Source organism: Oribacterium sp. P6A1, from assembly GCF_000702885.1.
In the GTDB taxonomy this organism is placed as follows: domain Bacteria; phylum Bacillota; class Clostridia; order Lachnospirales; family Lachnospiraceae; genus Oribacterium.
In genome coordinates this window covers 50,996-77,616 of sequence record NZ_JNKO01000006.1, presented here as the reverse complement: position 1 = coordinate 77,616, position 26,621 = coordinate 50,996, and the positions used below count along the sequence as shown (strand labels likewise).

Genomic DNA, 26,621 nt, shown 5'->3' with positions numbered 1-26,621 from the left:
TACCCCTTAGCGGACCATACACGGACGCTTGTTATCAAACTTCCATCCGGGGATCAGATACTGCATTCCGATTGAATCATCGCGTGCACCGAGGCAATTGTCGATGTAAAGCTTGTTAGCCTTCATAATCTGCTCACGGTCAACTTCAACACCGAGACCTACAGTCTTGTCGATGTCATTTATGCATCCGCCGACGATCTGCATAGGATTCTTTGTGAGACGCTCTCTGCCTTCCTGCCAGATCCAGTGTGTATCGATACCGTTAAGCTTGCCCGGAACAGCTGCAGCGCACTGCGCAACCATCGCAAGGGAGATATCAAAGTGGTTGTTTGAATGGCAGCCCCACATAAGACCGAACTCATTGCAGAGCTGGCCTACACGGACAGAGCCTTCCATAGTCCAGAAATGAGGGTCTGCAAGAGGAATGTCTACACTCTTAAGCTGGATGCAATGTCTCATCTGTCTCCAGTCTGTGTCGATCATGTTGGTAGCTGTAGGCATTCCGGTCTCCTGCTTGAACTCAGCCATGATCTCACGGCCTGAGAAACCGTTCTCAGCACCACAAGGGTCCTCAACATAAGCAAGAACCTTCTTTAAAGCAGGTGCAACACGGACAGCTTCTGCAAGGCTCCAGCATCCGTTTGGATCAAGGTCCACCCTTGCGTCCGGGAAAGCTTCCTTAATTGCTGTAACAGCCTTAACTTCCTCATCAGGCTGAAGAACTCCGCCCTTAAGCTTGAAATCCTCAAATCCGTACTTCTCATGGGTTGCCTTTGCAAGAGCTACGATATGCTCGGGATCCATAGCTTCCTCATGACGTAATCTGTACCAGTCGCAATCTGAATCAGGCTCTTCCTCATAGGGAAGATCTGTCTTCTTTCTGTCACCCACATAGAAAAGGTATGAGAGGAATCTTACGGATGATCTCTGTAATCCGTCACCCATAAGGGAAGCTGCCGGAACCTCCAAGAACTTGCCCATAAGATCAAGAAGAGGTGCCTCGATGGCAGTAACCACATGTACACCTGTACGTAAGTCAAAGGTCTGAAGACCTCTTACATCATCCTTGATATTTGCATCAAGCCATGCTCTTACCTTGTTAAGTGTGTTCTTGTAATCAGAGATCTTTGTTCCTATAACCAGATCCTTGACTGCCTCTAAAGCATTAGTGATCTTCTGTCCTCCCGGAACTTCTCCGACACCCTCTACTCCGTTTGAATCTGTAAGGATAACGATATTTCTTGTGAAATAAGGTGCGTGGGCTCCTGAAAGATTGAGCTCCATACAATCATGTCCGGCTACAGGGTATACTTCCATCTTTGAAATTACAGGTATCATTTTTATATTCTCCTTTTCTATAGGTGCTAAACTTTTATATCTGATAAAACAGCACCGTCGACATATGCTGTCTTATACTCAAAGGAATTCAACCATATCGAGAACATGCATAAGTTCAGGATAAGGATCACGGAGGAGAGTTCTTTCATCCACCTCCTGTCCGGCTGTAAAACCGGCTGCAAGAAATCTGTTTTTTATGAAGACATCTACGGTATCATCACTGATACATACTCCAAGCTTTCCCGGAGTGTAATCAGAAAGTGACTTTAATTTAGCGAGAAAGCTCTCACTGAGCTTCTTTTCGCTCACTGTTTCATTGTTCTCTGTTTCACTGCTCTTTGCTTCACTGCTCTTTGTTTCACTGCTCTTTGTTTCACTGCTCTTTGCTTCACTGCTCTTTGTTTCACTGCTTTCATAAATATGGAATCTTTTGGGAAAGCCCTCGGGAAGATCATATTCTCTGTATGAATCTTTTGAGAAAAAATCTGTTCTTGCTGAATTCCTCATGAGATCATCTTCCACTATACAGAGCTTCTTGCCCGTCCCTTCAGGAAGCACGATATGAATCCAGTTTCCTGTATTTACCTCCGCAGCTATTCCCTTATCGTTTTTTCTTTCTACAACGGAAATATCTGTGGCTGAGACCTCTATTCCCTTTCTCTCGCCTTTTATGGCCTTGAATCCGTTAAAGGTCTTCGGTACAAAGGGTATGATATGAGCCTTTTTAAGGGTCTCTTCAGTAATATATGTTCCCTTTTCCTGTATTTCGGAAGCATTCAAAGGTTCTTTCAGGGTCAGGGCAATGTTTACATCCTCACAGTGCTTTATGTATTTTTTCTGTGCCTTACGAAACACAAAAAACTGAATCATAAGCGCAATGATAAGTAACCCGAAGGTCAGATAGAACTGTCTCCTGAGAGACACGATCAGTACTCCCACAAGTACCGCCATCATAAAATATGCAATGATATGAACTCTTTTGTTTTCCTTTTTCAGATCACTGATATGATCCTTAACTGTCTTTTTGGTATCCAATTTTTTTACCTCTCTTTTTATAGTGTCCCCGGCCTTAGTTTCCACAAAGGCAACTGACACTATCTTCAACAGGATTCGGGATCATGTAAAGAGTATCTTTGCATCATCCTGAACTCTTTTGGATGGGCCCGGATAAGCCGGGCCCGGGATAAAAAATCAGGATATAGTGTCCGATATATGACGTAAGTGTCAAAAGTCGATATCGGGGCGTGTCATAAAGTACATCTCCCACTTTTGTGCAAGTACAGGTGGAAGAAGACTTATGGCACTGATATCGTATTATTGATTCTTAGCTGTTTAAGCTTTCTCAGTTCTCTACAGAAGCAGCAACTTCCTTGAAGATCTCAAGATAGTTCTTGTCATTCTCTACAGAGTCAGCAGCTGAGAGGTAGTAAGGATTGATCTGCATGTTCTTGAGATCCTCCTGGCACTTCTCATTTTCTGTAACAGCCTTTGTTGTTTCCTCAAACCACTTGATAACTGCCTCCGAAGTTCCTGCCGGGAAGTAGAAGGAATAGTCGCAGTCAGGATATACCAGGTCTACGCCCTGCTCCTTAAGTGTAGGAACATCCGGCATAAGAGATGACTTCTCGGCAGTCGGGATACCTACGCAGAGGAACTGTCCTGCATCGATGTAATCCTTTGTATTTACAAATGCGCCCGGCATCATGTCAACCTGACCGGAAAGCATGGCTGTAACCTTGTCTGAGTTTGATCCGACGTCTACAAGATCAAGATCAATTCCGGCAACCTGCTCGAACTTAAGGAACTCATAGTATGTGTAAGCACCAACCTCTGTGCAGGCCTTAAGCTGTCCCGGATTTGCTTTTGCTGCCTCTATGAACTCCGAAAGGCTCTTGTACTTCTCAGGGTTTACATAGAGACCCTGGGCATCGTTCTTTGCAAATGTCGGTCCCAGTGTGAATGCTGTGTAATCGTAATCAGTGATTCCCGCAACATTGGCAACGTTTACGAGGTTATGTCCGTAAAGAACTGTTAGACCATCGTTTGCTGCTGAAAGGACCTGGTTTGCTGCAACAGATCCTGAAGCGCCGGAAGCATTGACAACTACGAAATCAGCTCCTGTAAGCTCCTTTGCGTACTGGGCAAAGATTCTTGCTGAAAGGTCTGTATCTCCGCCTGCGCCTGCAGGAAGCACCAGTGAGATAGGTCCTGATGGTGTCCATCCTGAAGCATCAGATGAAGCGCCGCCTTCAGCTGCCTTTGTCTCAGCTGCCTGTTGAGCTGTTTCCTTTGCTGCGGCTGTTGTTGATGCTGTGTTTGAGGAACCGCATGCTGCAAGTCCAAGTACCATTCCTCCTGCAAGTACTGCTGATAAGATTCTCTTTTTCATTTTTTTCTCCTTTTATTTACTCTCCCCTGGGGAAGCTGTGATTTCTTTTCAAACACCCTTCAATAAAGAAATCACTCATTATGGACTTCATAGCCCACAGGCTTCCTTCGGAGAAAAACATATGTGTTCAGATCAGAAACCGGCTTTGCCGTTTCTTTAATTACCTTTGGTTAAGCGGCAGCCTTTGCCTCAAGCTTTTTCTTTTTTCCTGTCATAACTTCCTTATAAACTGACCATATCAGAACTCCGCAGGCCACAAACCAGAAGAAGTCGAAGATAGGATGTGTGAAGAAGGCTCCGAAACTCTTGTAGCTCATGATTCCTCTTCTTAAGTAGGTCTCTGTCATGGAACCTACCAGGAAGCAGAGTACGAATGGAGTGGTGGGAAGTCTGAACTTGTGATATACGTAACCGACCACACCAAATACGATGATGGACTGTACATCGAAAACTCTGTTGTTTGTTGCGTAAGCGCCTACTGCGCAAAGTACAAGGATAAGAGGCATGAGTATATGCTTCGGAACCTTAAGTACCTGTACAAATGCCTTGATACATGTCCATTCCACCAGGAGCATTATGAGGTCACATACCATACATGCTGCGAATATTCCGTAAACCACATCTGCGTTCTTAACGAAAAGAAGGGGACCTGCTGAGAGACCGTGAATGAGGAAACCACCGAGCATCATGGCTGTAACACCGTCACCCGGGATACCTAGAACCAGAAGAGGAATCATTGCTCCGCCGATGGTAGCATTGTTGGCACACTCTGTTGCCACGATTCCTTCCGGATCACCCTGTCCGAAGGTTTCGGGATGCTTGCTCATATTCTTTGCTGTTACGTAGGAAAGCATTCCTGATGTGGAACCACCGATTCCCGGAAGGATACCTATTCCGGTTCCGATGATGGCTGATCTTACTGCCCCCGGAAGCCATGAAACAAATTCCTTCATGGAGAAGCCGAAGCCCTTTACCTTGGTCACGGGAATGGTCTGAACCCCCTTCAGATTCATCTCCTCAGCTGATATGAGGATATCTGCAACAGCGAAGATTCCGATAAGAGTTGTAAGCTGGTTGAATCCTGCCAGAAGATCCTGATTTCCGAAGGTGAATCTCGGTGTACCGTCGATAGGTGCCATACCTACGAAACAGAAAACCAGTCCGAATAGTCCGGCCAGAAGACCCTTCACCATGTTTCCGGAGGAAAGGATGGCCACCATGGTAAGTGCGAAGAAGCAGATACCGAAGTTCTCAACAGGTGTAAACTTAAGTGCCACATCCGCAAGCATAGGTGCAAAGAATGAAAGAACGAAGAATGAGAAAAGTGATCCCAGGAAGGAAAAAACTATTCCGATTCCCAGGGCTCTCATGGCCTCTCCCTTCTGAGCCATTGGGTACCCGTCAAAGGTGGTTGCTATTGAAGAAGCGGTTCCCGGCATATTGAGAAGTATCGCTGAGATAAGTCCGCCGGAGATACCTCCGATATAAACGGCTACCAGAACATTCATTCCAAGGGATGAATCCATGGTGAATGTCAGCGGAAGCATCAGGGCTACTGCCATGGAAGCGGATAGTCCGGGGATTGATCCGAAGACGATACCGATTGCAACACCTGCCACCATAAAGAGCAGGGAAACGGGCTGACAGACGGAAACCACCGCAGCTCCTAATTGTGCCAATGCATTCATTTGTTTCCCCTCCTTACTGTATTGCGAAGATTCCCGCCGGAAGCACTATCTTGAATCCGTAACGGAAAAGCAGATAAACAACTACTGTGAAAACCACATCTATGATGAGATAAGTAACGACGTCCTTTTTTGTTCTGCTCTGATCCGGAGCCAGTATGTAAATCTGAACCAGAAGATATACCAGTGTGCTGATGATAAATCCCACAGGCTTTAAGATATTTACATAAACCGTGGCTGCCGCAAGACTTCCCAGAACTCTCTTGTAGTCCGAGGTATCCTTGAAACCTGATGACTCAAGTTCAGCTGACTGGCTCTTAAACCGTGTTGCTGTCTCAACCAGGAGTATGCCTGCCAGAATAAGGATGATGGTTCCGATCAGAGTAGGCATGAAATCCGGACCGATTTCCATGACCTTCGATTTTGGAAGTGCCCTGGACCCTATGATAAGAGCTGCACCCAGAACTGCGTAAAAGATGCCGACAACAAAGTCGCCATATTTTCTAAAGAACATTTAAGTTCCCCCTTTCTTTCCGGTCTCCCGGAGGTCCTGCCCTTCGGCAGTGATTTATCATTTCATAAGACCAGATTCTGATCTTATTCAATTTCGTGGAAGTCACTGAATATTGTCTTTTTCTTTGACGGTATTAGGATAACTTACACAAAATCCGTTGTAAAACTCGTAAATCTTATGCTTACATTAGCAAATCTTATCATTACTCTGTCATTCATAAGTTTTACTGTTAGTTATGCTAATGCTTACATTAGAAAAAATAATGTCAGGTATTTATCATAAGAAAAACCCTCTGCATCCCGTATAAACAGCAGGACACAAAGGGTCTTAAATCAGGTTATAGGTGCCGGATTGAAAATGCAAAGGTCGTTGGCAAAGCCATACTGCTCCGTAAAAGGCTTCTTTATACCTGAAGCCACATCAAGGATGAAGTCAAAAAGCTCCTCTCCCTGCTCGGCTATGGTCTTGTCACCGACAGCTGCGGGGCCGGCATTGAAATCAATGATATCCGACCACTGCTCCTTCATTTCGTTTCTGGAACAGAGCTTGATAACAGGAGCAGCCGCAAGGCCGTAAGGCGTTCCTCTTCCTGTCATGAACACCTCAAGGCCCATACCGGAAGCCAGCTGTGAAGGACCGCAGACGAGATCGGAAGCAGGAGTTGCCGCAAAGATCTCCCCGTGCTTTGTGGGGCGGTCACCGGGTGAAAGGACCTCAACTATAGGGGATGAGCCGGACTTTGCAATGGAGCCCATGGACTTCTCTATAATATTGGAAAGTCCCCCCTTCTTGTTTCCGGGAGTTGTATTGGCACCGCGGTCCACACCCCCTGCCTTCAGGTAATTGTCATACCATTTCATTTCTTCAACAAGGCGCTTGCCTACGGTCTCATCTATGCATCTGTGGGCGATGAACTGCACTCCGTCCCTTACCTCTGTAACTTCCGAGAACATGGCTGTACCGCCCCCGGACACCAGAAGGTCAGCGGCATAGCCCGCTGTGGGATTTGCGGTGATTCCGGAAAATGCATCTGATCCTCCGCACTGCATACCAACCAGAAGATCGGACAAAGGCAGCTCCTCTCGTCTTCTCTCATTGAGTATCTTGAGTTTCCTCTCAGCCATTTCGATTATAGCGTCCATCATAGCCTGATAACCCTTGTGATTCTGCAGGACGATGACATTGTCCTCATTGTTAAGCTCAGGCCACCACTCACAGAAGCGGTCCACCGTGAACTTTTCACAGCCCAGGGACACCAGCATAAACACACCTCCGAAATTGGGATGCATGGCGATGTTTCTGATGATCTTCTGGGGAATATATGCATCCGGGGCATCTATGGCAACGCCGCAGCCATAGGGATGGTTAATGGCAACAACGTCGTCAACATTGGGATACTTCGGAAGTATCTCTTCCTTTATTTTTCTGATGGCAACATTAAGAACTCCGGCAACACACTGCACTGTTGTGTTGATACCGAGAATGTTTCTTGTACCTGCATAAAAGCCATTCGGATTTCTATATCCCATCCAGGTGGTTCTCCTGGGCTTAGGGAGATCTGTGCGGATATTGGTTGCGAACTCCATACTGTCAAGATCCGGTGCCGGAGCCATGATGAGGTTCTTTTCGTTTATCCAGCCACCTACGGGGATATCCTCGGAAACTGTGCCTAAAACAACACCGTATCTCAGGACCTCAGCCCCCTTCTTTAATTCTTTCAATGCTATCTTGTGTGCCTGTGGTATATCCTCTGCCGTTACTATGCCGGGCATCACTTCTGTTCCTTTTTGAACATCACGGATAGCTATCGCAACATTATCTCTGTCTGTTATCCGAATACACAATCTTTCAGCCATATAAGCCTCCCTCTGCCTCTGATTTTCCAGCCGTTTTTTCTGTCCTTTTCGGGCTATCACTTAATACCTTATCTTTCAGCCTTGTTTAAGGTATGTGGTATATATTCTTACCAAAATCTTCCTGATATCAACAGCAATACCTGTAATTGGTTTTCAATGATAACCTGTTATGATGATGTATCAACATTTACAAAACTATTTGTTCTGTGTAAAATGAGTATAATTGTGCTGCCTGGTTAAGTAAAATTAATAAAAGTGAATCTTCTATAAGTTTTGCTAACATTGATTGTTTCTTTTCGGCCCCTCAGGAAAGCTTTTATAAAACTAATAAGTCATTCTTTTACACTTTGTTTTATCAGAGGAATATATGGATACCAAACTGATTGAATACATCATTAAAATAGCGGATGAAGGCTCCATTACCAAGGCTGCCGAAAAGCTGTTCATAACCCAGTCAGCCCTTTCCCAGCAGCTTCAGAAACTGGAAAAGGAAGTTGGGACTCCTCTTTTCGTCCGCAACAAAGCAGCATGGGCTCCTACTCCCGAGGGACAGGTATATCTGGAAAACGCCAGGGAGATGCTTCGTATAAAGCAAAAGACCTACACCATCATCGCTGATATGGTGAACAAGCATAACGGCTATCTTTCTGTTGGCATGACTCCGGGAAGAGGTTACGATATGTTCTCCTATGTATATCCCATCTTCCACAATATGTATCCGGAGTTCACTGTTGAGCCAAGAGAGCTCAGTGTAAAGCAGCAGCAGGAAGCCGTGCATAAAGGGGAACTTGACATAGGTTTTATAACACTGACAGATTCACAGAAGACCAATGATGAATATATAGACTTGTACAAGGAAGAGATCTACATCGCAATTCCGGAAGAGTACCCCATAAGTCCGGAATATCTGAAAACCGATGACAAGTACCCTACCATGCCTCTTTCAGCCTTACAATATGAGCCTTTTGTAATGATGTACAAGGAATCCACCATTCGTAAGACTGTGGATCAGATTTTCAGAGACGCCGGCTTCACTCCAACGGTTCTTTTTGAGACTTCCAGCAACATCACTATCCTTTCCATGATAAGAGCAAAGCTGGCCTGTGGTCTCCTGCCGTATCACTATGTAAAGCAGAAACCTGAGGGCATACGCTTCTTACGGCTCCCCTTTCGCCCAACCTGGAAGGTGTGCGTAACCTATCCCAGAAATGCCTACCTCAGCAAAGCTGCCAAGGACTTTATCAAGCTCGCCAACAGCTACTGGCAGGACGAAAAATAAGGGCAGCGGATTTATTTTCATAGATCCGTGCCCTTATTTTTTATTTACTCATCAAGTATTTCCTGAAGAAGCATCCAGTCAAGTTCATCTGCCGCCTGACTGAGTCTTCCGATTTTAGCCTTGTGGTGCTCCGGAAGAGCATATCCCTGAACAGATTCAAGAACCGAAGTCAGCTTATCATAGTCATAATTCTCTACCGCTTCTCTTATGACTTCGTAGGCTTTATCAATTCCTCCTGCAGCTCCTCCCTGTTTCTGATCCCCTCTTATCTTACTGAAATCCACATCTTTGATGCTTAAGTACACTTTATTTATGAGTTCAAAAAGCTCCTGTACCTTTTCATCGATATCCCTGACATCTTCTGCATCTCCGTCCTTTTCCAATATTCCGCAAAGTCTGCTGAGTCTCATAAATCCCACCAAACCGGAAGAACTCTTCAATGCATGTACCTTGATGGTGAAGCCTTTGATGTCTTTTTCATTGTACAGCCCTCTTATTTCCTCCTCAGACTTTAAAAGATACTTATTGAATTCCTTAAGATTCACAAAGAATCTCTGAGGACCTCCGCAGGCTTCAAAGGCGTGATAAATATCCAGCTCTTCATTGAGATAAAGCTCCAGAGGAACCGGCGGCTCAGATACATTACCCTTGTTATCCACCACTATGCTTTCAGGCAGCTTGATATCCCGCTCTGTATTATCCGGTACAGTCTTCATAGTGACCATCTCCTCCGGAAGATAAAGCAATATGGTTTTTTCCAGAACCTGAGGCTTGATGGGTTTTGTAACATAATCGTCAAAACCGGCATTCAGGTACTGCTCTCTAGCTCCGGTAAGGGCATTGGCAGTAAGACAGATAACCGGTACTTTCTCTCTCCAACCTCCAAGTTTTCGTAAGGCATGCAGAGTTTCTATTCCGTCCATATTCGGCATACGGTAGTCAAGAAGTATCAGGTCATATTGATTTTCCTGCACCCAGCTCAGACAATCCTCACCGCTTATGGCTGTATCCATCTGCATCTTTGTGCCCTCCAGAAGTCCCTCCACTACCTGCAGGTTCATGGGGGCATCATCAACTATCAGAATTCTCGCTTCCGGAGCTTCAAAATCAGGAATGTAAACTTCATTCTGCTTACTGTTCACACTCAGGAAAAAGGCGAAATTACCAACAGGACTCCAATCCGTAACTTCCTGTTTCAAAGTAAATCCGAAATTTGAACCTACACCGTATATACTGTCTACTTCCAAACGGCTGTCCATAGCCTCCAGGAGTCTCTGGGTAATGTTCATCCCCAGTCCCGTTCCTTCTATTGCCCGGTTTCTGTCCTCCTCGATACGGTCAAATGCTTTGAAAAGACGTGGTATATCTTCCCTTTTGATTCCTATTCCCGAATCGATGATATTGATTCTTATATCGGCGGTTCCCTTTTCCTGATCGTAATCCTTCATGATTCCTTTGAGCATGATGGAACCGTAATTTGTGTATTTTATGGCATTGTTGACTATATTCAGGATGATCTGCTTGAGTCGTATAACATCACCCCGCATAATACAAGGGATTCTCGGATCCATCTGAACCCTGAACTCCAGACCCTTATCACTGGCACGCTTCTTTACCATGTTGAGAAGATCATTAAGAGTAGATCTTACGTCATACTCAACAGGTATGATGCTCATCTTTCCTGCTTCTATCTTTGAAAAATCAAGAATATCGTTTACAAGTGACAGAAGAATATTGCCGGCATTCTGTATGTTTTCTGCATACTTCCTGGTCTTTGCCTCCTTCGTATCTCTGAGGATGATCTCATCCATTCCCAGAACCGCATTTATAGGGGTACGTATCTCATGGGACATATTTGACAGAAAATCCGACTTGGCCTTGTTTGCCTGTTCTGCTATATGGGCCATTTCATCGTATTCACTGGTTGTGACTTCCAGGAAGTTTATCAGACGTTCATTCAGCGGTATGAGATCCTTTTTTTCGGAAGTACTTTTCATTTTGAAGAGATCATTTCTAACCTCCTCATTTTTTTCACCTTCCCGCATGGCAACTGCCGTCAGACTTCCGCTTTGTACTCCGCCTGTATGATCAAATCTGTATATCTCTCCAAGTGAATAAAAGAAATTCAGGCTCACGCAATTACGTAGATAGTACTTTATCTCCTCAGCAGTATCCTTTTTCAGAATCATCGGATGGGTAAAGCAAACAAACAGCAGAACCGATTCTGCTCCGAAAAGATCTATGAACTGGCTTCCGGAATCTGCCATGGAAAGGAAATCCTCCGGATTACCGTATCCGAGTCTCAGCTTATCACCCTCCCTGATCTCGTTGTTAAAGTACAGGGAGCCCTCCTTTGATACATCCATGGGGATGTAAACTACATCACTTGAACCGTAGCACTTCCTGATAAACGGAAACTCTATGACATTTTGAAGAAAGAATTCATTGAACTCCACTCCAAGATAATGGGTATATATATCAACAGCGGGCTTTCCGTCAAGCTGCGAAAGGCAGACTTCCGAAGAATAATTGCCTGTTTCTTTCTTTTTAACACTTGCTGTCAGTTCTCTTCCCACAGCCTTCCACGGAATCTGCTGATTCACCATGATATGAAGATTTTTTCCAGACATCGCTGCCATGACGATACCGCGATCAGTCATGGAATCTGCCATGATCACTCCTGTCTGATCATCGGGTAGTTCCGATCCCTTAGGTTCGCCTGTGATGCATCCGAAAAACGGAACATCGGGAAATTCATCCGAAACTTCCTCTATAAATCTACCGATCTCCAGATTATCACCTATACTCAGAAGGCATACACCTCTCAGATCAATCTGCTTACTCAGGAAATCCTTGGCATTCTCAATCACTGCCTCTTTACTCAGCTTGTTATAGTCGAACACAACAGTATCCACATCCGACTCATCAAAATATATGAAACTGATCCTGACAGTGCACCTGCCGTGGGCTCCATCATTGACAGCCTGAGAACCTGCGATAATCTTTATCGCGGGATAAGCGCTTTTCAGCACTCTCACAACCTGCTGCATCTGTATATGCTGAACATTTGAGCAGCTCAAAAAAGCAAGAGTTGTCTTTGCTTTCTGATACCATGAATACAATGTCACGCTCGCCAGTAATTCAAATGTTTCACTTTCGTCATGAATGATGAAGGTCTTCTGAATCATGTATTTCCTCTGTTTTTATGCTATTAATCTGCTTTTTGGGTATTTAGACTTTCGTTTTTTGGATCTTTTTGTTTTTTCGTTTTATGAGATACGGTGATGTCTCAGGCTTTGCACTCCACATACAATGCAGAGAGCCCGATTCCCCCTCTCGGCTCCCTGCTTGCAAAAGTATAGTAGAAACTTGAATAAGCTCCTAACGTCCTATTAATGCTATGAAAGACCGTGTCTTATGCACCATGCTCCTTATAATAATCATCGAAGAGCTTATTGGTTGCATCCAGTGTCTTTGAACAAATCTCAGGAAGATCTCCACCCCATGCCTTTGTGGCTTCATTGTATCCATCCATAACCGATGACTGAAGCTTCTGCATGAGTTCAACATTATCTCCTGCCATAGCAGCTACAAAATCAAATATTCTCTGAGAAGTATTTTCAATACTGTAATATCCTCCCTCAGAGATAGCTTCCTGGGCGGCAGCCTTTGTCTCCGCATCCACTGTATAGTTTCCGCTTGCAATGAACTTCCAGATTCCGTCACCATCCTGGGTCAGATGGGAATTGGCTGCACTCCATTGACGGAACTGCTCGCCAAAGGTACCTGTAGTCATCTTCTGTAAAAACTGCTGCTGTATGGATTCCTGCTCATCTTTGAGCTGGGATACCAGTGCCGAACGGTCTGCTTCACTGAGCTTTGTTACACCGAATCTGTCGGCCTTTGATACATCAAGAAGGGAACTGTCCTTTTTCTGTGAACCGGCAGAGCCATCTCCTGTCCCTTCTTCCGAACTCTTCGAATGTACAAAGGAATCAACGGATATGTTTAATTCCGCTGCTTCTTTTGAAACATCCGCTGCTGTGGTCGCCTTTGAATCTGACGCGGACTTCCCTGTCCCTTCAGTCTTCTTCAGGTTGTCGCTTGTTTTAATGATCTTACTTGTCAAATTGTTAATTTCGAGTGCCATCCTTGTCTCCTCTCTATCACAATTATCATCATATAACTACGCAAAGATAGAGCTATACGTTCTACCTTCTTACAAGTATATCGACCATTATTCACTTTTTATAACTGTCAAAACATGATACAGCAATAATTTCAGCTGAATTTCCCGACCTTAATTTGCGATAAATCTTCCATAGGCATAAGGCTGCTTATAATCATAACGGTTCACCTTGATCCCCGCCTTTTTGTTTGCGGCATGTATGATCATGTAATTTCCGGCATATATGGCCACATGATTGATATATCCCGTTGAATCTGCATAAAAAACCAGATCTCCGGGCATAACCTCCCTGCCCTTAAGATAGAGACAGTTAGCATACTGATCCCTGGAAGTTCTTCCCGTCACTATTCCGAAATGCTTGAATATCTCCTGTACGAATCCCGAGCAGTCCGCTCCGTTTGTAAGGGACGTTCCGCCCCAGACGTAGGGATTCCCTATAAACTGCATGGCATAACTGATCAAGGCCTGACGGGATCTTGTGGTATATTCGCTTTCATTTGTAAACTGCTGAAGAACAGAATAGTTCGCCTTAACATACTTTTCTATCTCGGCAGTGCTGAGAACCTCTTCCTCCTGCTCTTTCGTCAGTACCTCTTCCGGATCGTAAACCACCGTTCCTTCATTGAGATTCCCTGTACTTCCGGTGCTGCCGCTGCTTCCGCTGCTGCCATACTCTGTTCTGAGGCCATATCTGCCTGCCGAAAAAGCAGGTGTTGCCATAAAAACAGACAAAGCGGTAAATACAGACATAAAAGCGGTCGAAAAATGTTTTATTCTGCCATATCTTCTCATATTTCTACTATCTTTTTTCACTCTATACACCCTAAACGGTCCGGAATTTTCCGACCGTTCCCTAATAAGAATGTACCTTCGGATTATCAGGACAAGGATCATTCTCCCATACTTTACCTGAATAAAATATGTCTTCTCCCCCAACCGGAATCAGGACCCTTATCTATAAGATTTATTTCGGCTTCTGAAAATTTCAAATAAGCAAAAAAGCGTTATTCAGATGAAAAAAACATCTGAATAACGCTTTTTAATTCTGCTCGATGCACCTAAAGGGTTCTGCTGTCTGCTTTTAACCTCATATCCTTATGTGAAGTTCAATGTCACAATAGACTCACTTTCCTGAGGTATTAAGCCCCGGTCATCATATCAGCTATCGCCCTGCCTATTTCCTCAGCACTCATGGCATCAGTCTCTATCACCTCATCCGCCGCTTCACGATAGACAGGATCTCTCTTACCGAGAAGTTCCTTTACATAATCTATATCCACGTGACCTGCCAGAAGTGGACGCTCTGTCTGATTCACCGAAAGTCTTTTAACAACTGTCTCGGGTTTCACGGAAAGATACACTACCTTTCCCTTTCTAGCCATGATGTCCCGGTTCTCAGGCCTCATGGGGGCACCGCCGCCTGTTGAAATTATGGCTCCCTTCATATCCCCGACTCCCTTCAGGGTCTCAGTCTCTATCTCTCTGAATCTCTCCTCCCCGAATTTGTCGAAGATATCCGCTATGCTCATACCCATCTTATCGACTATACACTGATCCATCTCAAAAACAGGCTTTCCCGTAAGCTCTTTAAGCTTTGCCGCCACTGTAGACTTTCCAGAAGCCATAAAGCCTATAAGGTATAGATTTTGTTCTTCATGGCCTCTCAGTGCATCCATAATATAGCGTGCTGTTTTTATAGGCAGCTGGCCCGGTGCGCTGGTCTCTCCCACCGCCGCAAAGGTATAGTCGGAGCCAAAGACGGCACCGCTGACACGACTAATCTTCCCAAGGTCCCCCATGGACATGGTGATCATACTGCTGTTCCTGCCCTCATGCTCCTTATAGTAAGCAGTTGCGCTTAGAACCCTTGCTACGTCACTTGCAGTTACCGGCATATATGCAGTCTTTATTATGTCTGCTCCCGTCTTCCTTATGGATTCAAACTTTGAAAGGATATCCTCAAAATCCGGAGTCTTTTCAAAATCATGATAGGACACTATGGTCTTCACCTTATATTTCCCGGAGATCTCCATGATTTTAGACATCCTGAAATCCGCAGTTGTATCCTCTATATCTATAAGGTCAATGCATCCGCTCTTCGCAGCTTCACACAGAAGCTTCTCATACACCTCCTGAATATCCGGAAAAGCACCGCCCTGACAGCCGGTCCTGATAGTGAACAGTATTTCCTTCCCCCTGAGACGTTCCGAAAGCTGCCTTAGTATATCCTGTATAGTCTCTGCGGTACCGTAAAGCTCTGCATCGCCTGCTGTATTCCATGATTTAAAATCGTAGAGTTTTTTTGCAAGATCAAATCTCCACTCCACTGCGTCCGCATCTGTCTCAGCTATAGCTGCGGCTTCCTTCATTATCGCGTCTTCATCAGCCCCTGTAATTGGAACTATCACCTTAACCTTATGCATTGGCATCTGTGTCCGTCTCCGTTTTCTGATTTTTTAACAGCTTTCCTATTTCATCCACAAAAGTATTTACATCTTTGAACTCTCTGTAAACAGATGCAAATCTTACATAAGCTACCTGATCAAGAGCCTTCAGCTTATCCATGACCAGTTCTCCTATTGCGGATGTAGTGATTTCACGCTCTCCTGTTGAAAAAATCTCATTTTCTATTTCATCCACCACGAGATTTATCTGAGCTGTTGAAACCGGTCTCTTGTGACAGCTTCTGACTATGCCGGCCTCTATCTTGGACCGGTCGTAGGGAACCCGGCTCTGATCCTTTTTGATGACCATCATAGGCATGGTCTCAAGCTTCTCATAGGTTGTAAATCTTTTACCGCAGACTTCACACTGACGGCGTCTTCTGATGGCTGTATTGTCATCTGCCGGTCGTGAGTCGATAACTCTCGTATCTTCTGCATTGCAAAACGGACATTTCATATTCTTCCTCCCTCTGTCAGGCATTTCATGCCTGTGCTCCCGATTTCCTGCCGCCGCTCTGTGGCTTAAGGACATATGTTAGTTTTATTCTTTTGTACTGTTGTCTGAATCCTGTGATTTCACATTTGAACCGGAATACTTCCCATGGAACGGATCCGGATTATCTATGCTTATTCCATGATCCTTTTTCCACTTCTCGTATGCTGCAAATCCATCTTCTTCAGACTTATAATTGTTTTTTTCTGTATCCGCCTTGATATTATCGCTGCCGGAGGTTACTGCAGAACTGTCAATATCCTTTTCTGCATCACTATCCACCTCTGTGTACTGTCTTCTGACTTCCTCAAAGCTCCGCTCAGGCTCTTCCTTTTCAGGCACCGCATCGCCTCTTACGTAAGTGTCCTTTGGTTCCTCTGTTTCCTCCGGTTCCTCTGACTCCTCTTTTCTCTTAAAATCCTGACTGTATGCGCTCAGGTAGAAAACGGAATAAGCCGCGTAGAAATACGGTATGACCCAAAAAGCCGCAATGCCGCAGGTGATCATCACCAGCAGGAACCATAAAAAGAAACTGAGCTCAAATAAAATCAGCTTGAACTTACGTGCACGCATGAGGTGAAAGGACACCTTTAAAGCATCAAGGGCTTTCATATCCTTATTGTCTGCAGAAGCATAAGTCGAAAATCCCAGGAACAGTGTGATTATAAAACTCACAAAACTGGTGATAAGCTTTGTAAGTTCATAATCCATAGATTTATATCCCGAATTCAATCCCACTAAACTCATGGGTATCATAAGGATAAACTCCACAAGATAGAGGATAAGAACCACTCCCAGATAGTGCCTAAGGTGTGCATTATCTGAAAATCCCCTGAAAATATAAAATGCTCCTACCCTCTTTCCCTTGACCATATCAAGATAGAACATCTGGGTTCCCAGCATAAGTCCCACACATATATACACTCCCAGGAACAGCAGCGCTGCAATAACGATTCCAAGAATCGCAAAGAATAAAAGTCTCGTTTCAGGATTACTGCCAATGTTTATAAGCTGTAATCTTCCTGTTACGGGACCTATGATACCCACCAGAATCACGGTAAAAAACACCGATGCCCAAAGAGAAAAGCAAATAGAAGAAAGCAGCATCGCGCCTATGGCTGACAAAAGATTGCCCTTTAACTGACGCTTTGCAAAGCTCTTTATCTGAGAAATCGTCATCATAATACCGGAAAAACCTCCTCATAAAATGAAGTTCTTGAACCATGTAATTATACCACATCTTGTGTTATTCCTATAGCTTAGTACATAAAAAAGGGCTTCAAGGTATCATACTTATATTCATGAGAGTTATTCCATGAATATGTGTCTCAACCTGAAGTCCTTTTTCTGAGCTTTTTTAATTATTACACTGATTATATCTGAAATTTATCCTTTTACCTATGGCAGTTTGAAAGGCTCTACCAGTTCATTGAGTCTGTTTGCTTCATTGGCAAGCTCGATACTGGCAGCTGCACTCTCCTCCGATGTTGAAGAGTTGTTCTGTACGACCTCCGAAATCTGATTGATTCCTATACTGATCTGGTTGAGGGAATCCGCCTGCTTCACAGATGCTTTAGAAATCTCTTTTATCATCTTGTTTGTTTCTTCAGCATAACCTGATACCGTTCTCAATGCTTCTGCCGTGTCATCGGTTATAACCTTACCGTTATTGACTGCCTCAGTCACCATCTGGATAAGATCACTGGTACTCTGTGCTGCCTCCTGACTTCGCTTAGCAAGATTTCCTACCTCATCCGCAACAACCGCAAAGCCCTTTCCTGCCTGACCGGCACGGGCTGCCTCAATCGCGGCATTCAGAGACAGGATATTGGTCTGGAATGCTATATTGTCAATTATGCTGATGACATCCTGAATCTTATTTGATGCTTCCTCTATGGCATCCATGGAATCCGTAAGCTTATGCATCTCATCATTACTTACCTTGATTGCGTCCTGGGTCTTCAGAGCAATCTCTCTTGCTCTCTCAGCGTTGTCGGCATTGCCCTTAACCTCTTCGTTGACAGAACTGATGGTAGCGCTCAGCTCCTGAACGGAACCTGCCTGCTCCGTAGCACCCTGGGCAAGGGCCTGTGCTCCGTCTGAGATCTGTGAAGAGTTGTTGGCAACCTTGGCTGCAGAAGCATTGATCTCCTTCAGAGAATTTCCAAGTATGGATTTTATCTTGTTGATAGACTCGAGAGTATTCCTCATATCTCCCACATATCTGTCCGGGCAGGAGCTGCTCTTTGTGAAATCACCCTGGGCCATGTAAGCAAGCACCTGATCCATATCATGAATGATGAGTTTCAGATTATCTGCCATTTTAAGGAATATCTTTGCCAGTGTGCCAAGCTCGTCATTCGGATAATCATAGCCGGAGTGATCGTTTCTCAGATTGAATGCTCCTACGTCTTCGGCTATGCCCATAAGAGGCTTAATGGGAGCTAAAGCCCGCCTTACGATGAATGCTGAAATAAGTGCCAGAAATACGATTCCCAGTACTCCGATAAATCCCACTATGGCAAGTGACCGGTAAAGATCTGCGTATAATTCACTCTTATGTACTATATTTGTAAGTACCCATCCGAGATCTGAGCCCTCCAGAGTGACTGGTGTAAAGATGGCGAAGGAAGAGGCATCTCCTATGAAATCATGAACCGAGTTTATAAATGTCTCTCCGCTCAATGTCTTCTCAGTCTTTTCCATTGAGAATCCTGCCTTCTCACCTACGGATTTAGGATCAGCCGTATGTGCGATGTAGGTATTTTCGGAATCGGAAAGGGTAAGATAGGTACTGTCAAATCCTCCGTTTGCATACTGAAGCTTCTCAAGAGTGTCAACAAGCATATCGCAATTGGCAACTCCGATGAACTGACCGTTTTTTATTATGGGTGTGCTTAATGTGATGAGAAATACCTTCGTTCCGTCTGTAAGCTCGTATGCATAGGGGGCTGTTATATGTGTCTTAAGTGTTTCCTTTGTAGGCGCGTAATAATCCTCCCCGCTGTAGGTATCATAATCAAACAGTATGTCCGTATTGATATCACTTCCGCTTGGATATACATAGTAGGAAAGGCCATCCGGTGTATCTGCAAATAGTCCGTTTGGTTCAAAGGCAAAATATGCCGAGAATATCTTTCCCGAATTAACAGCTTCCTTTAAGGCTGAAACTATGGCATCTTCTCCTGCCTCACGCCCGAGCTTCTCATAATTCAGAACACTGCTGCCCAGGGCATCCGCATAGATATTCATTCCGTTCATATATTTCTGAACTGTGAGCACATTCTGTCCTGCTATATTCCTGAACTGGTCCTTCGCCATATTATCCACATTCCGGAAAGTCATAAAACCGAATACAACACATATGATTGCTACAACTACAAGTACAGCTGCCGCAACGATGGCAGGAATACGCACAGCAAGACTAACATACGGCTTGCTGCCACCCTTTCTGATATTCTCTTTAGACTTACTCATACTGCCTCCTGATTGTATGTCTAAACTATCCACGGAATTAATAATTAATTCCATAAAACTACAGTTTTTCTATAGTCTTTATCGACATATAACAGACTTTAATTAATTAATTTCCCTTGATTTCCACTAATACAATCAAATTTTATATCATGAGTGTCAAAAATCCGCGCTTCGATCATTCCGCGCTCCCGGGTCGCAAAATATCCTTATGTACTCCATTGATATGTACCTTACTCATGAAAGTAATAAAGAAAAAGAGACCTGCCCCGGATGAAAATATCATCCAAAGTAAGTCTCTTTTTTTATAGATGTGTTGTTTTCGAAACTGTGGTGCCTTCACCGGGATCCCACTGCACTATTTCTCCCGAGGCAAGAGATTTCTGCACATCTATGGTTCTCTGGTTAGAAGACCCCTTATACAGTAAAGTAATGTCCTTAAGAGCCAGTTTGAATTCCCCGTCAACTATGACATCGGCACGTTTGAGTATTTCTCTGGTCTCAGGAAGCTTTTCCGACATCCACCCCAGCATATCCTCATCAAAAAGATATCCTGAGAAGATCCAGAGATCCTTTTCCGGATATCTTTCTTTAAAGCGGGTGATAAGTGATATAAGTCCCTTCTGATTAGCCGGTTCAAAGGGCTCACCTCCAAGGAGCGTCATACCCTGATAGGCCGGATCCGAAAGATCTTCAAGTATCTGATCTTCAACTTCCTTTGTAAACTCCATACCATAGTCAAAGGGCCAGGCAACCTCATTGAAGCATCCCGGACATTTATGAGTGCAGCCCGAAACAAACAGACTGAGTCTCACGCCAGGGCCGTTGGCTATATCAAAATGCTTTATTTCTGCGTAATGCATATTCGTCTCCCTTCTCTCTTTCCGATCCTGCAGGGAAAAAGCTCCCTGCAAGATTTTGCCTTACCCGCCAAATCTCCTTCCCTTATTTTGCGGGAGCAAATCGCCCCAATGGACGTTTGACGGGCTTATGGCGTAAACAAAAAGCCGCAGGATTATTTCTACCCTGCGACCTCATAATACATCTTTAAATTGTCGTTTCCTCAGGGGCAGGCTCATCACCCTCCGTATCATCTTCTTCCTCTTCATCAGCATTCTTTTTTTTGAATACCCCGAAAATAGTACAAAGTATGATACTAAACTCGTATAAGAGCAGCATAGGCAATGCTACCATTACCTGTGATACGATATCCGGCGGTGTCACTATAGCAGCCATAAGGAAGATAAGTACTATCATCACCTTACGGGCCTTTCTCATCCACTCAACCTTTATGATGCCCAGCTGGGAGAGCAGAACCGATACCACCGGGAACTCGAACAGTACCGCAAATATGATGAAAATAGTCATCAAAAACGAAACATAGTTTCCGACACTTATAGCGGCAGAGACATTGACACCCTTGCTCATATCCAGAAGGAAATAGAGCATAAAGGGAATCAGGATTTTATAGGCAAAAAGTATGCCCAAAAATCCGAAGATCATTCCGAAAATGATGGCCAGCATCATGAAGATCTTCTCTCTGTGCCTGAGTCCCGGGCTCATAAAGGCATAGGCTTCATAGAAAATGATGGGAAGCCCTATGAGAGCCGCAAAGATAAGGGATAGTGAGAAGTACTGTATAAGCATCTCCTGGGGTGCCAGGTATACGAACTGATAGCCTCTGGCCCGTCCTATATCCAAAAGAGCTGTTATGATGGCCTCTGCAAAGTGAAGTCCCACCAGCATAGCCGCGATCAGCACAACGATGATGACTATGATACGGTTCCTTAATTCAGTGAGATGACCTGAAAGGGTCATCTCTCCGCCGTTTTCACTGTTTTCAGTCCTTCTTTTCATCCTCTGCTGCCTTTGTCTCGCTTACCTTGGTCTCGTCCTTCTTCTCTTCTGCATCTTCCTCGCTGACACCGTCACGGAAACTCTTTACTGACTTACCGAACATCTTTGTAAGCTTTGGAATCTGTGTAGGTCCAAAAACGATTACTACGATTGCGAGTATGATTATTAATTCCTGTGTTCCGATTCTCATGATTATCTCCTTTTAAATGCAGATTGCCTGCAAATTTTACTTATCTATCAGAAAGTGACGGCGTCACATTTCCTTTTATTTTACTCTGAGGTATCGACGGTTTAAGCCTCAGTGTTTTCAGTGGCTTTAACCTTTTCTGAAAATTCATCTTAAGCCTGCGCCGGAGCAGCCCCATCTTCTGACGCCTCTATAACTTCTTCGGCCTGCGCCGGAGCCTCAGCATGTACATCATTTACTGCCTGCCCATCGCCTGCTGCAGCTTCTTCAGCCTGAGCCGGAGTCCCGGCCTGTACATCGCTTACTGCCTGCCCATCGTTCTTTTCAGCTGCTTCCTCAGTTGCTTCTGCCTGAGCCTTAACTTCAGCCTCTTCTTCCTTCACATTCGAAGACTCCTCTGACTTGCTCTCTTCCTTTACAGGCTCAGCCTTCTTTGGAGTTGACTTCCCGATGTTGTTCACCGATGTTTTGACTTCTGTTATGTTCTTTTTGATATCGTCTGCCGCGTCAGTCATCGGTTGCAGTGCTTCTTTTATAGGCTTTTGCGCTTCCTCCAGAGGCTCTATAACAGTTTCCTTGATATCCTTTGTCAGATCACTGGATACATTACGAAACTGGCGCAATGCCTCTCCGAGCTTCTTTGCATACTCCGGAAGTTTTTCGGGTCCGATAACAATCAGCGCCACGATGAAAATGATTACTATTTCAGAAAAACCAATCTTCATATCAATTCCTTAAATATAAAAAATTTATTAAATATAACCAATACATTATATCGGTTTAATATAACACTATGCAATCATTTTAGTGTTTTTTTGGTAATTTTTCATCCACTCATTGCAAGGACCGCAAAACAAAACCGGTCATAGAATCACATGATGTAATCCTCCTGACCGGTTTTTTTCATATGTAGTAAGAATCTGTCCGCCCGTTAGCGGGAAAATTTGATTTTACTTTTTTTCCGGGGACATAATAACCGGTTCCTTATCACAGATGAAGCACTCTGTCCTTTATCTCCTGGGTTCTTCCCTGATTCCAGTACTGGGTACCGATGTAACCGCAGGTTCTTCTGGCAACAGACATCTTGCTCTCGTCACGGTTTCCGCAGTTAGGGCACTCCCATACAAGCTTACCCATATCATCCTCAACGATCTTAATCTCGCCGTCATATCCGCAGCACTCACAGTAATCTGACTTTGTGTTAAGCTCAGCATACATGATGTTGTCATAGATGAACTTCATAACGCTGAGTACCGCAGGAATGTTGTTCTGCATGTTTGGAACCTCAACGTAGGAAATAGCTCCTCCCGGTGAAAGCTTCTGGAAATCAGCCTCAAACTTAAGCTTTGTGAAAGCATCAATCTTCTCACGTACATTTACATGGTAAGAGTTTGTTACATAGTTGTGATCTGTAACACCCTTGATGATTCCGAATCTCTTCTGAAGGGCCTTGGAGAACTTGTAGGTTGTGGACTCCATCGGTGTTCCGTAAAGTGAATAGCTTATGTTCTCAGCCTTTCTCCACTCTGCGCACTTGTCGTTCATGTGCTGCATTACCTTAAGTGCAAATGGCTTTGCCTCAGGATCTGTGTGTGACTTTCCTGTCATGCGCACGCACATCTCATAGAGACCTGAATAGCCGAGTGAAATGGTGGAGTAGTTTCCGTAAAGAAGTCTGTCTATCTTCTCACCCTTCTTAAGTCTCGCAAGAGCTCCGTACTGCCAGAGGATCGGTGCAACATCGGATGTTGTTCCCTTAAGTCTCTCATGGCGGAGTCTCAGTGCTCTGTGGCAGAGCTCAAGTCTCTCATCAAAGATGTTCCAGAAGAGCTCCATGTCACCGTGTGAAGAACATGCCACATCAACGAGGTTTATGGTAACAACGCCCTGATTGAATCTTCCATAATACTTGTGCTTTCCTTCTTCAAATGTCTTGCTGTTTGACTTGTTTCCGGCATCGCAGAGACCTTCGTCGTTCTGCTCATTGTCCGGTGTAAGGAAGGATCTGCAGCCCATGCATGGATATACATCGCCCTTGTACTCGATCATCTTCTTGGCTGAGATGTAGTCCGGAACCATTCTCTTGGCTGTGCACTTAGCAGCAAGCTCTGTAAGATAATAGTATCTTGACTGAGGATAGATATTGTCCTCATCAAGTGTATAAATAATCTTAGGGAATGCAGGTGTGATCCATACGCCCTTTTCATTCTTGACGCCCTTCATTCTCTGCTTCAGAACTTCCTCTATCACCATGGCAAGGTCGTCTCTTGTCTGACCCTCGGGAACCTCATCAAGGTACATGAACATGGTTACAAAAGGAGCCTGACCGTTACAGGTCATAAGCGTGATGAGCTGATACTGGATGGTCTGTACACCACGTGTAACCTCCTCATGGAGACGCTTCTCAACGATCTTTCCGATCTGATCCGAAGTCATCTCAACACCGGCCTCTGAGTTTTCCTCTATAACCTGACTCCTTATCTTCTGACGGGAAATGTCTACAAAAGGTGCAAGGTGTGAAAGTGTGAATGATTGTCCGCCGTACTGGTTTGACGCAACCTGCGCGATAATCTGTGTTGTAATGTTGCAGGCTGTGTAAAAGCTGTGAGGCTTCTCGATCATGGTCTGAGAAATAACCGTTCCGTTCTGAAGCATATCCTCAAGATTGATGAGGTCACAGTTATGCTCCTTCTGAGCAAAATAATCGGAATCATGGAAATGTATGATACCTTCCTCATGTGCCTTTACGATATCCTCAGGAAGAAGAAGTCTCTTTGTAAGATCCTTTGACACTTCTCCTGCCATATAATCACGCTGTGTTGAATTGATAACAGGATTCTTGTTTGAATTCTCCTGCTTAAGCTCCTCGTTTGACTGATCGATAAGTGAAAGAATATCATCATCCGTCGTGTTGGACTTACGTGCGATTTCTCTCTTGTAACGATAACGGACATACTTTTGGGCAACCTCATATCCGCGCATCTCCATGATGCCGGTTTCTACCATGTCCTGAATCTCTTCAACCGATACCGCACGGTTGAGCTTTGCGCACTTGTCGGCAACGTTGTCCGCAACACCCATGATCTGGTACTCGTTCATCTGATAGATAGGCTCTACCTCGTTGTTTGCCTTTCGTATAGCATTTGCAATCTTTGTAAGATCGAACTGTACTTCCTTTCCGTTACGCTTGATTACGTTCTGCTTTACAGCTTCTTTTACTTCTACCATCTTTGCATCTCCCCTTTTTAATAACCCCACAAATCGAGCAGGGAAAACACCCTGCCCGATTTCGCGTTGGCCGTCATATGCCCGCTGGAACAAGCCCGGCTGCCGCATGACGACCTTATCGCGAAAAAAAACAAATCGAAGTAAACTAACGACGATCTGATATCTGTTTGTTATGTAATCTGATAATAATGAAATTTAGATCAAATCATCTAACAAAAAATATTTATTTCCGAAATCTTTTCTTTACCAAATATTGATTTCTATTTTGTTATGTACACTATATCTTGTGCATGAATTAACTATACTACTATTCTCACCGAAATGAAATATCTAAATCCAAAAAGTCACTTTTTTGTAGAAAACAGAGAATTTCAGCATATTTCCACAATACCGGAGATGTACGTTTTTCCAGGCACTAACACAGCCTAACCCCAGTATTTTAGCGGATTACCGCAGTATCTGCCGATTATAACCTGTTTTGTGAAAAATGCCATATTGATTTCACTACATTAAGTGTTCAACTAATTATTCAAGGCAGAAAAACACCATATATAGAAAAACTCTCCGAATGGTTCTGCCACCCGGAGAGTTTAAAACATTTATATTCAGATGTCTATACACAATATCTAGTGCCGAAACATAGCTTCATCACTTAATAGGGATAACTCCGCCCTCGTATGTGCTATTGATGTAATTTGCAATCTCATCAGACTGAAGAACTTCTACAAGCTTCTTTGCCCAATCCGAATCCGCATCACTATCAGCTACTGCGACAACATTTGCAAAGGTCTGGGCTGCCTCTGAAGAAGCATCCTCCTGCTTAAGTGCATCTGAAGGCTTGAAACCTGCATCAATAGCATAGTTTCCGTTCATACATGCGAAATCAACAGACTCGATGGATCTTGGGATCTGAGCAGCCTCAACCTCAAGAATCTCAACATTATGCGGATTCTCGGTGATATCCTGCTTTGTGGCAGTAAGACCTACACCATCCTTAAGTGTAATGATTCCGTTTGCCTGAAGAAGCTGGAGTGCACGTGCCTCATTTGTTGTGTCATTGGGAACAGCGATCTGTGCTCCATCCTGGATATTTGAAAGATCATTTGACTTTCCTGCATAGATTCCGAAAGGCTCATAGTGAACAGCTCCAACTGATGTAACATGAGTGTTGTTCTCCTTGTTGAAGTCATCAAGATATGGCTGATGCTGGAAATAGTTGGCCTGAAGCTCTCCCTGGTCTACAGCGAGATTTGGCTGAACGTAATCATTGTAAACAACTATTTCAATGTTAATGCCTGCTGCCTGAAGTGCGTCCTTAGCCTGCTCAAGAATCTCAGCGTGAGGGCTTGGTGTTGCACCGATCTTTATGGTTACAGGCTCCGAAGCTGTCTCTGCAGCGCTCTCCTCAGCCTTTGTCTCAGCTGCTGCCTCTGTCTTTGCTGCCTCTGTCCCCTGAGAAGCCTCTGTCTTTGCTGCCTCTGTCGCTGCTGCTGTTGTTGCTGTGTTTGATGAACCGCAGGCTGCAAGAGATGCTGTCGCAAGAACTAAAGCAAGTGCCAATGTGATCTTTTTCTTCATAATCTCTCCTCCTTTTCGAAAAGTCTGCCTGGCTTTATAAAGCAGTGACTTTTCTCTGCTGTCAGGATATCTCCATATCCTTTCCCTGCCGGACCCGTGTTCCGGCCTGC

At 44.4% G+C, this 26,621-nt stretch carries 20 protein-coding genes; 1 reads left to right on the top strand and 19 read right to left on the bottom strand.

Annotated elements, in window-relative coordinates; genetic code table 11:
* Positions 1-6: 6 nt before the first annotated feature.
* From T515_RS05885 to T515_RS05860, 6 genes are all read right to left on the bottom strand, one after another.
* The gene (locus tag T515_RS05885; RefSeq protein ID WP_036608762.1) at positions 7-1,338 is read right to left on the bottom strand and encodes an enolase C-terminal domain-like protein; all 1,332 of its coding nucleotides are present in this window, start codon (positions 1,336-1,338) and stop codon (positions 7-9) included.
* Between the two features lie 78 nt (positions 1,339-1,416).
* Positions 1,417-2,373, bottom strand: a complete 957-nt coding sequence (locus tag T515_RS17565; protein ID WP_197026399.1) for a hypothetical protein — start codon at positions 2,371-2,373, stop codon at positions 1,417-1,419.
* 307 nt (positions 2,374-2,680) lie between these two features.
* On the bottom strand, positions 2,681-3,727 hold the full coding sequence (locus tag T515_RS05875; RefSeq protein WP_036608758.1) for a tripartite tricarboxylate transporter substrate binding protein: 1,047 nt from the start codon (positions 3,725-3,727) through the stop codon (positions 2,681-2,683).
* Positions 3,728-3,897: 170 nt separating this feature from the next.
* On the bottom strand, positions 3,898-5,415 hold the full coding sequence (locus T515_RS05870; RefSeq protein ID WP_036608756.1) for a tripartite tricarboxylate transporter permease: 1,518 nt from the start codon (positions 5,413-5,415) through the stop codon (positions 3,898-3,900).
* Positions 5,416-5,428: 13 nt separating this feature from the next.
* A complete protein-coding gene (locus T515_RS05865) occupies positions 5,429-5,926 on the bottom strand; it encodes a tripartite tricarboxylate transporter TctB family protein (RefSeq protein ID WP_036608754.1) in 498 nt (165 codons plus the stop codon).
* A gap of 332 nt (positions 5,927-6,258) precedes the next feature.
* Positions 6,259-7,782, bottom strand: a complete 1,524-nt coding sequence (locus tag T515_RS05860) for a UxaA family hydrolase (protein WP_036608752.1) — start codon at positions 7,780-7,782, stop codon at positions 6,259-6,261.
* Between the two features lie 367 nt (positions 7,783-8,149).
* Here T515_RS05860 and T515_RS05855 point away from each other — a divergent pair, with 367 nt between their 5' ends.
* A complete protein-coding gene (locus T515_RS05855) occupies positions 8,150-9,061 on the top strand; it encodes a LysR family transcriptional regulator (protein WP_036608750.1) in 912 nt (303 codons plus the stop codon).
* Positions 9,062-9,105: 44 nt separating this feature from the next.
* On the opposite strand, the gene T515_RS16460 is transcribed toward T515_RS05855, so the two are convergent.
* From T515_RS16460 to T515_RS05790, 13 genes are all read right to left on the bottom strand, one after another.
* On the bottom strand, positions 9,106-12,249 hold the full coding sequence (locus T515_RS16460; protein ID WP_051671490.1) for a response regulator: 3,144 nt from the start codon (positions 12,247-12,249) through the stop codon (positions 9,106-9,108).
* Between the two features lie 227 nt (positions 12,250-12,476).
* A complete protein-coding gene (locus T515_RS05845) occupies positions 12,477-13,211 on the bottom strand; it encodes a hypothetical protein (protein WP_051671489.1) in 735 nt (244 codons plus the stop codon).
* A 150-nt stretch (positions 13,212-13,361) separates the two neighbouring features.
* Entirely contained in the window at positions 13,362-14,063 is a 702-nt protein-coding gene (locus tag T515_RS05840) for a C40 family peptidase (RefSeq protein ID WP_242839337.1), read from the bottom strand.
* 326 nt (positions 14,064-14,389) lie between these two features.
* Complete coding sequence (aroD, locus tag T515_RS16455) at positions 14,390-15,679, bottom strand: type I 3-dehydroquinate dehydratase (RefSeq protein ID WP_051671487.1); 1,290 nt, start codon at positions 15,677-15,679, stop codon at positions 14,390-14,392.
* The gene (gene nrdR, locus T515_RS05830) at positions 15,666-16,151 is read right to left on the bottom strand and encodes a transcriptional regulator NrdR (RefSeq protein WP_036608747.1); all 486 of its coding nucleotides are present in this window, start codon (positions 16,149-16,151) and stop codon (positions 15,666-15,668) included. Before nrdR ends, aroD begins: the two co-directional genes overlap by 14 nt.
* A gap of 84 nt (positions 16,152-16,235) precedes the next feature.
* Positions 16,236-17,369, bottom strand: a complete 1,134-nt coding sequence (locus tag T515_RS05825; RefSeq protein ID WP_036608745.1) for a DUF975 family protein — start codon at positions 17,367-17,369, stop codon at positions 16,236-16,238.
* A gap of 216 nt (positions 17,370-17,585) precedes the next feature.
* Positions 17,586-19,664 carry a methyl-accepting chemotaxis protein gene (locus T515_RS05820; protein WP_036608742.1) on the bottom strand — a complete coding sequence of 693 codons (2,079 nt, stop codon included), beginning with the start codon at positions 19,662-19,664 and terminating at the stop codon, positions 17,586-17,588.
* A 302-nt stretch (positions 19,665-19,966) separates the two neighbouring features.
* Complete coding sequence (gene nrdG / locus T515_RS05815) at positions 19,967-20,524, bottom strand: anaerobic ribonucleoside-triphosphate reductase activating protein (protein WP_036608740.1); 558 nt, start codon at positions 20,522-20,524, stop codon at positions 19,967-19,969.
* Positions 20,525-20,708: 184 nt separating this feature from the next.
* A complete protein-coding gene (gene tatC / locus T515_RS05810; protein WP_036608738.1) occupies positions 20,709-21,518 on the bottom strand; it encodes a twin-arginine translocase subunit TatC in 810 nt (269 codons plus the stop codon).
* Complete coding sequence (locus T515_RS05805; protein ID WP_036608736.1) at positions 21,502-21,708, bottom strand: twin-arginine translocase TatA/TatE family subunit; 207 nt, start codon at positions 21,706-21,708, stop codon at positions 21,502-21,504. Before T515_RS05805 ends, tatC begins: the two co-directional genes overlap by 17 nt.
* A gap of 149 nt (positions 21,709-21,857) precedes the next feature.
* Positions 21,858-22,430: a Sec-independent protein translocase protein TatB gene (tatB, locus tag T515_RS05800; RefSeq protein ID WP_051671486.1), complete on the bottom strand. Its 573-nt coding sequence runs from the start codon at positions 22,428-22,430 to the stop codon at positions 21,858-21,860.
* A gap of 262 nt (positions 22,431-22,692) precedes the next feature.
* Positions 22,693-24,933, bottom strand: coding sequence for an anaerobic ribonucleoside-triphosphate reductase (gene nrdD, locus T515_RS05795; protein ID WP_036608733.1), 2,241 nt, complete (start codon positions 24,931-24,933; stop codon positions 22,693-22,695).
* Positions 24,934-25,581: 648 nt separating this feature from the next.
* The gene (locus T515_RS05790) at positions 25,582-26,511 is read right to left on the bottom strand and encodes a MetQ/NlpA family ABC transporter substrate-binding protein (protein WP_036608730.1); all 930 of its coding nucleotides are present in this window, start codon (positions 26,509-26,511) and stop codon (positions 25,582-25,584) included.
* Positions 26,512-26,621: the final 110 nt, after the last annotated feature.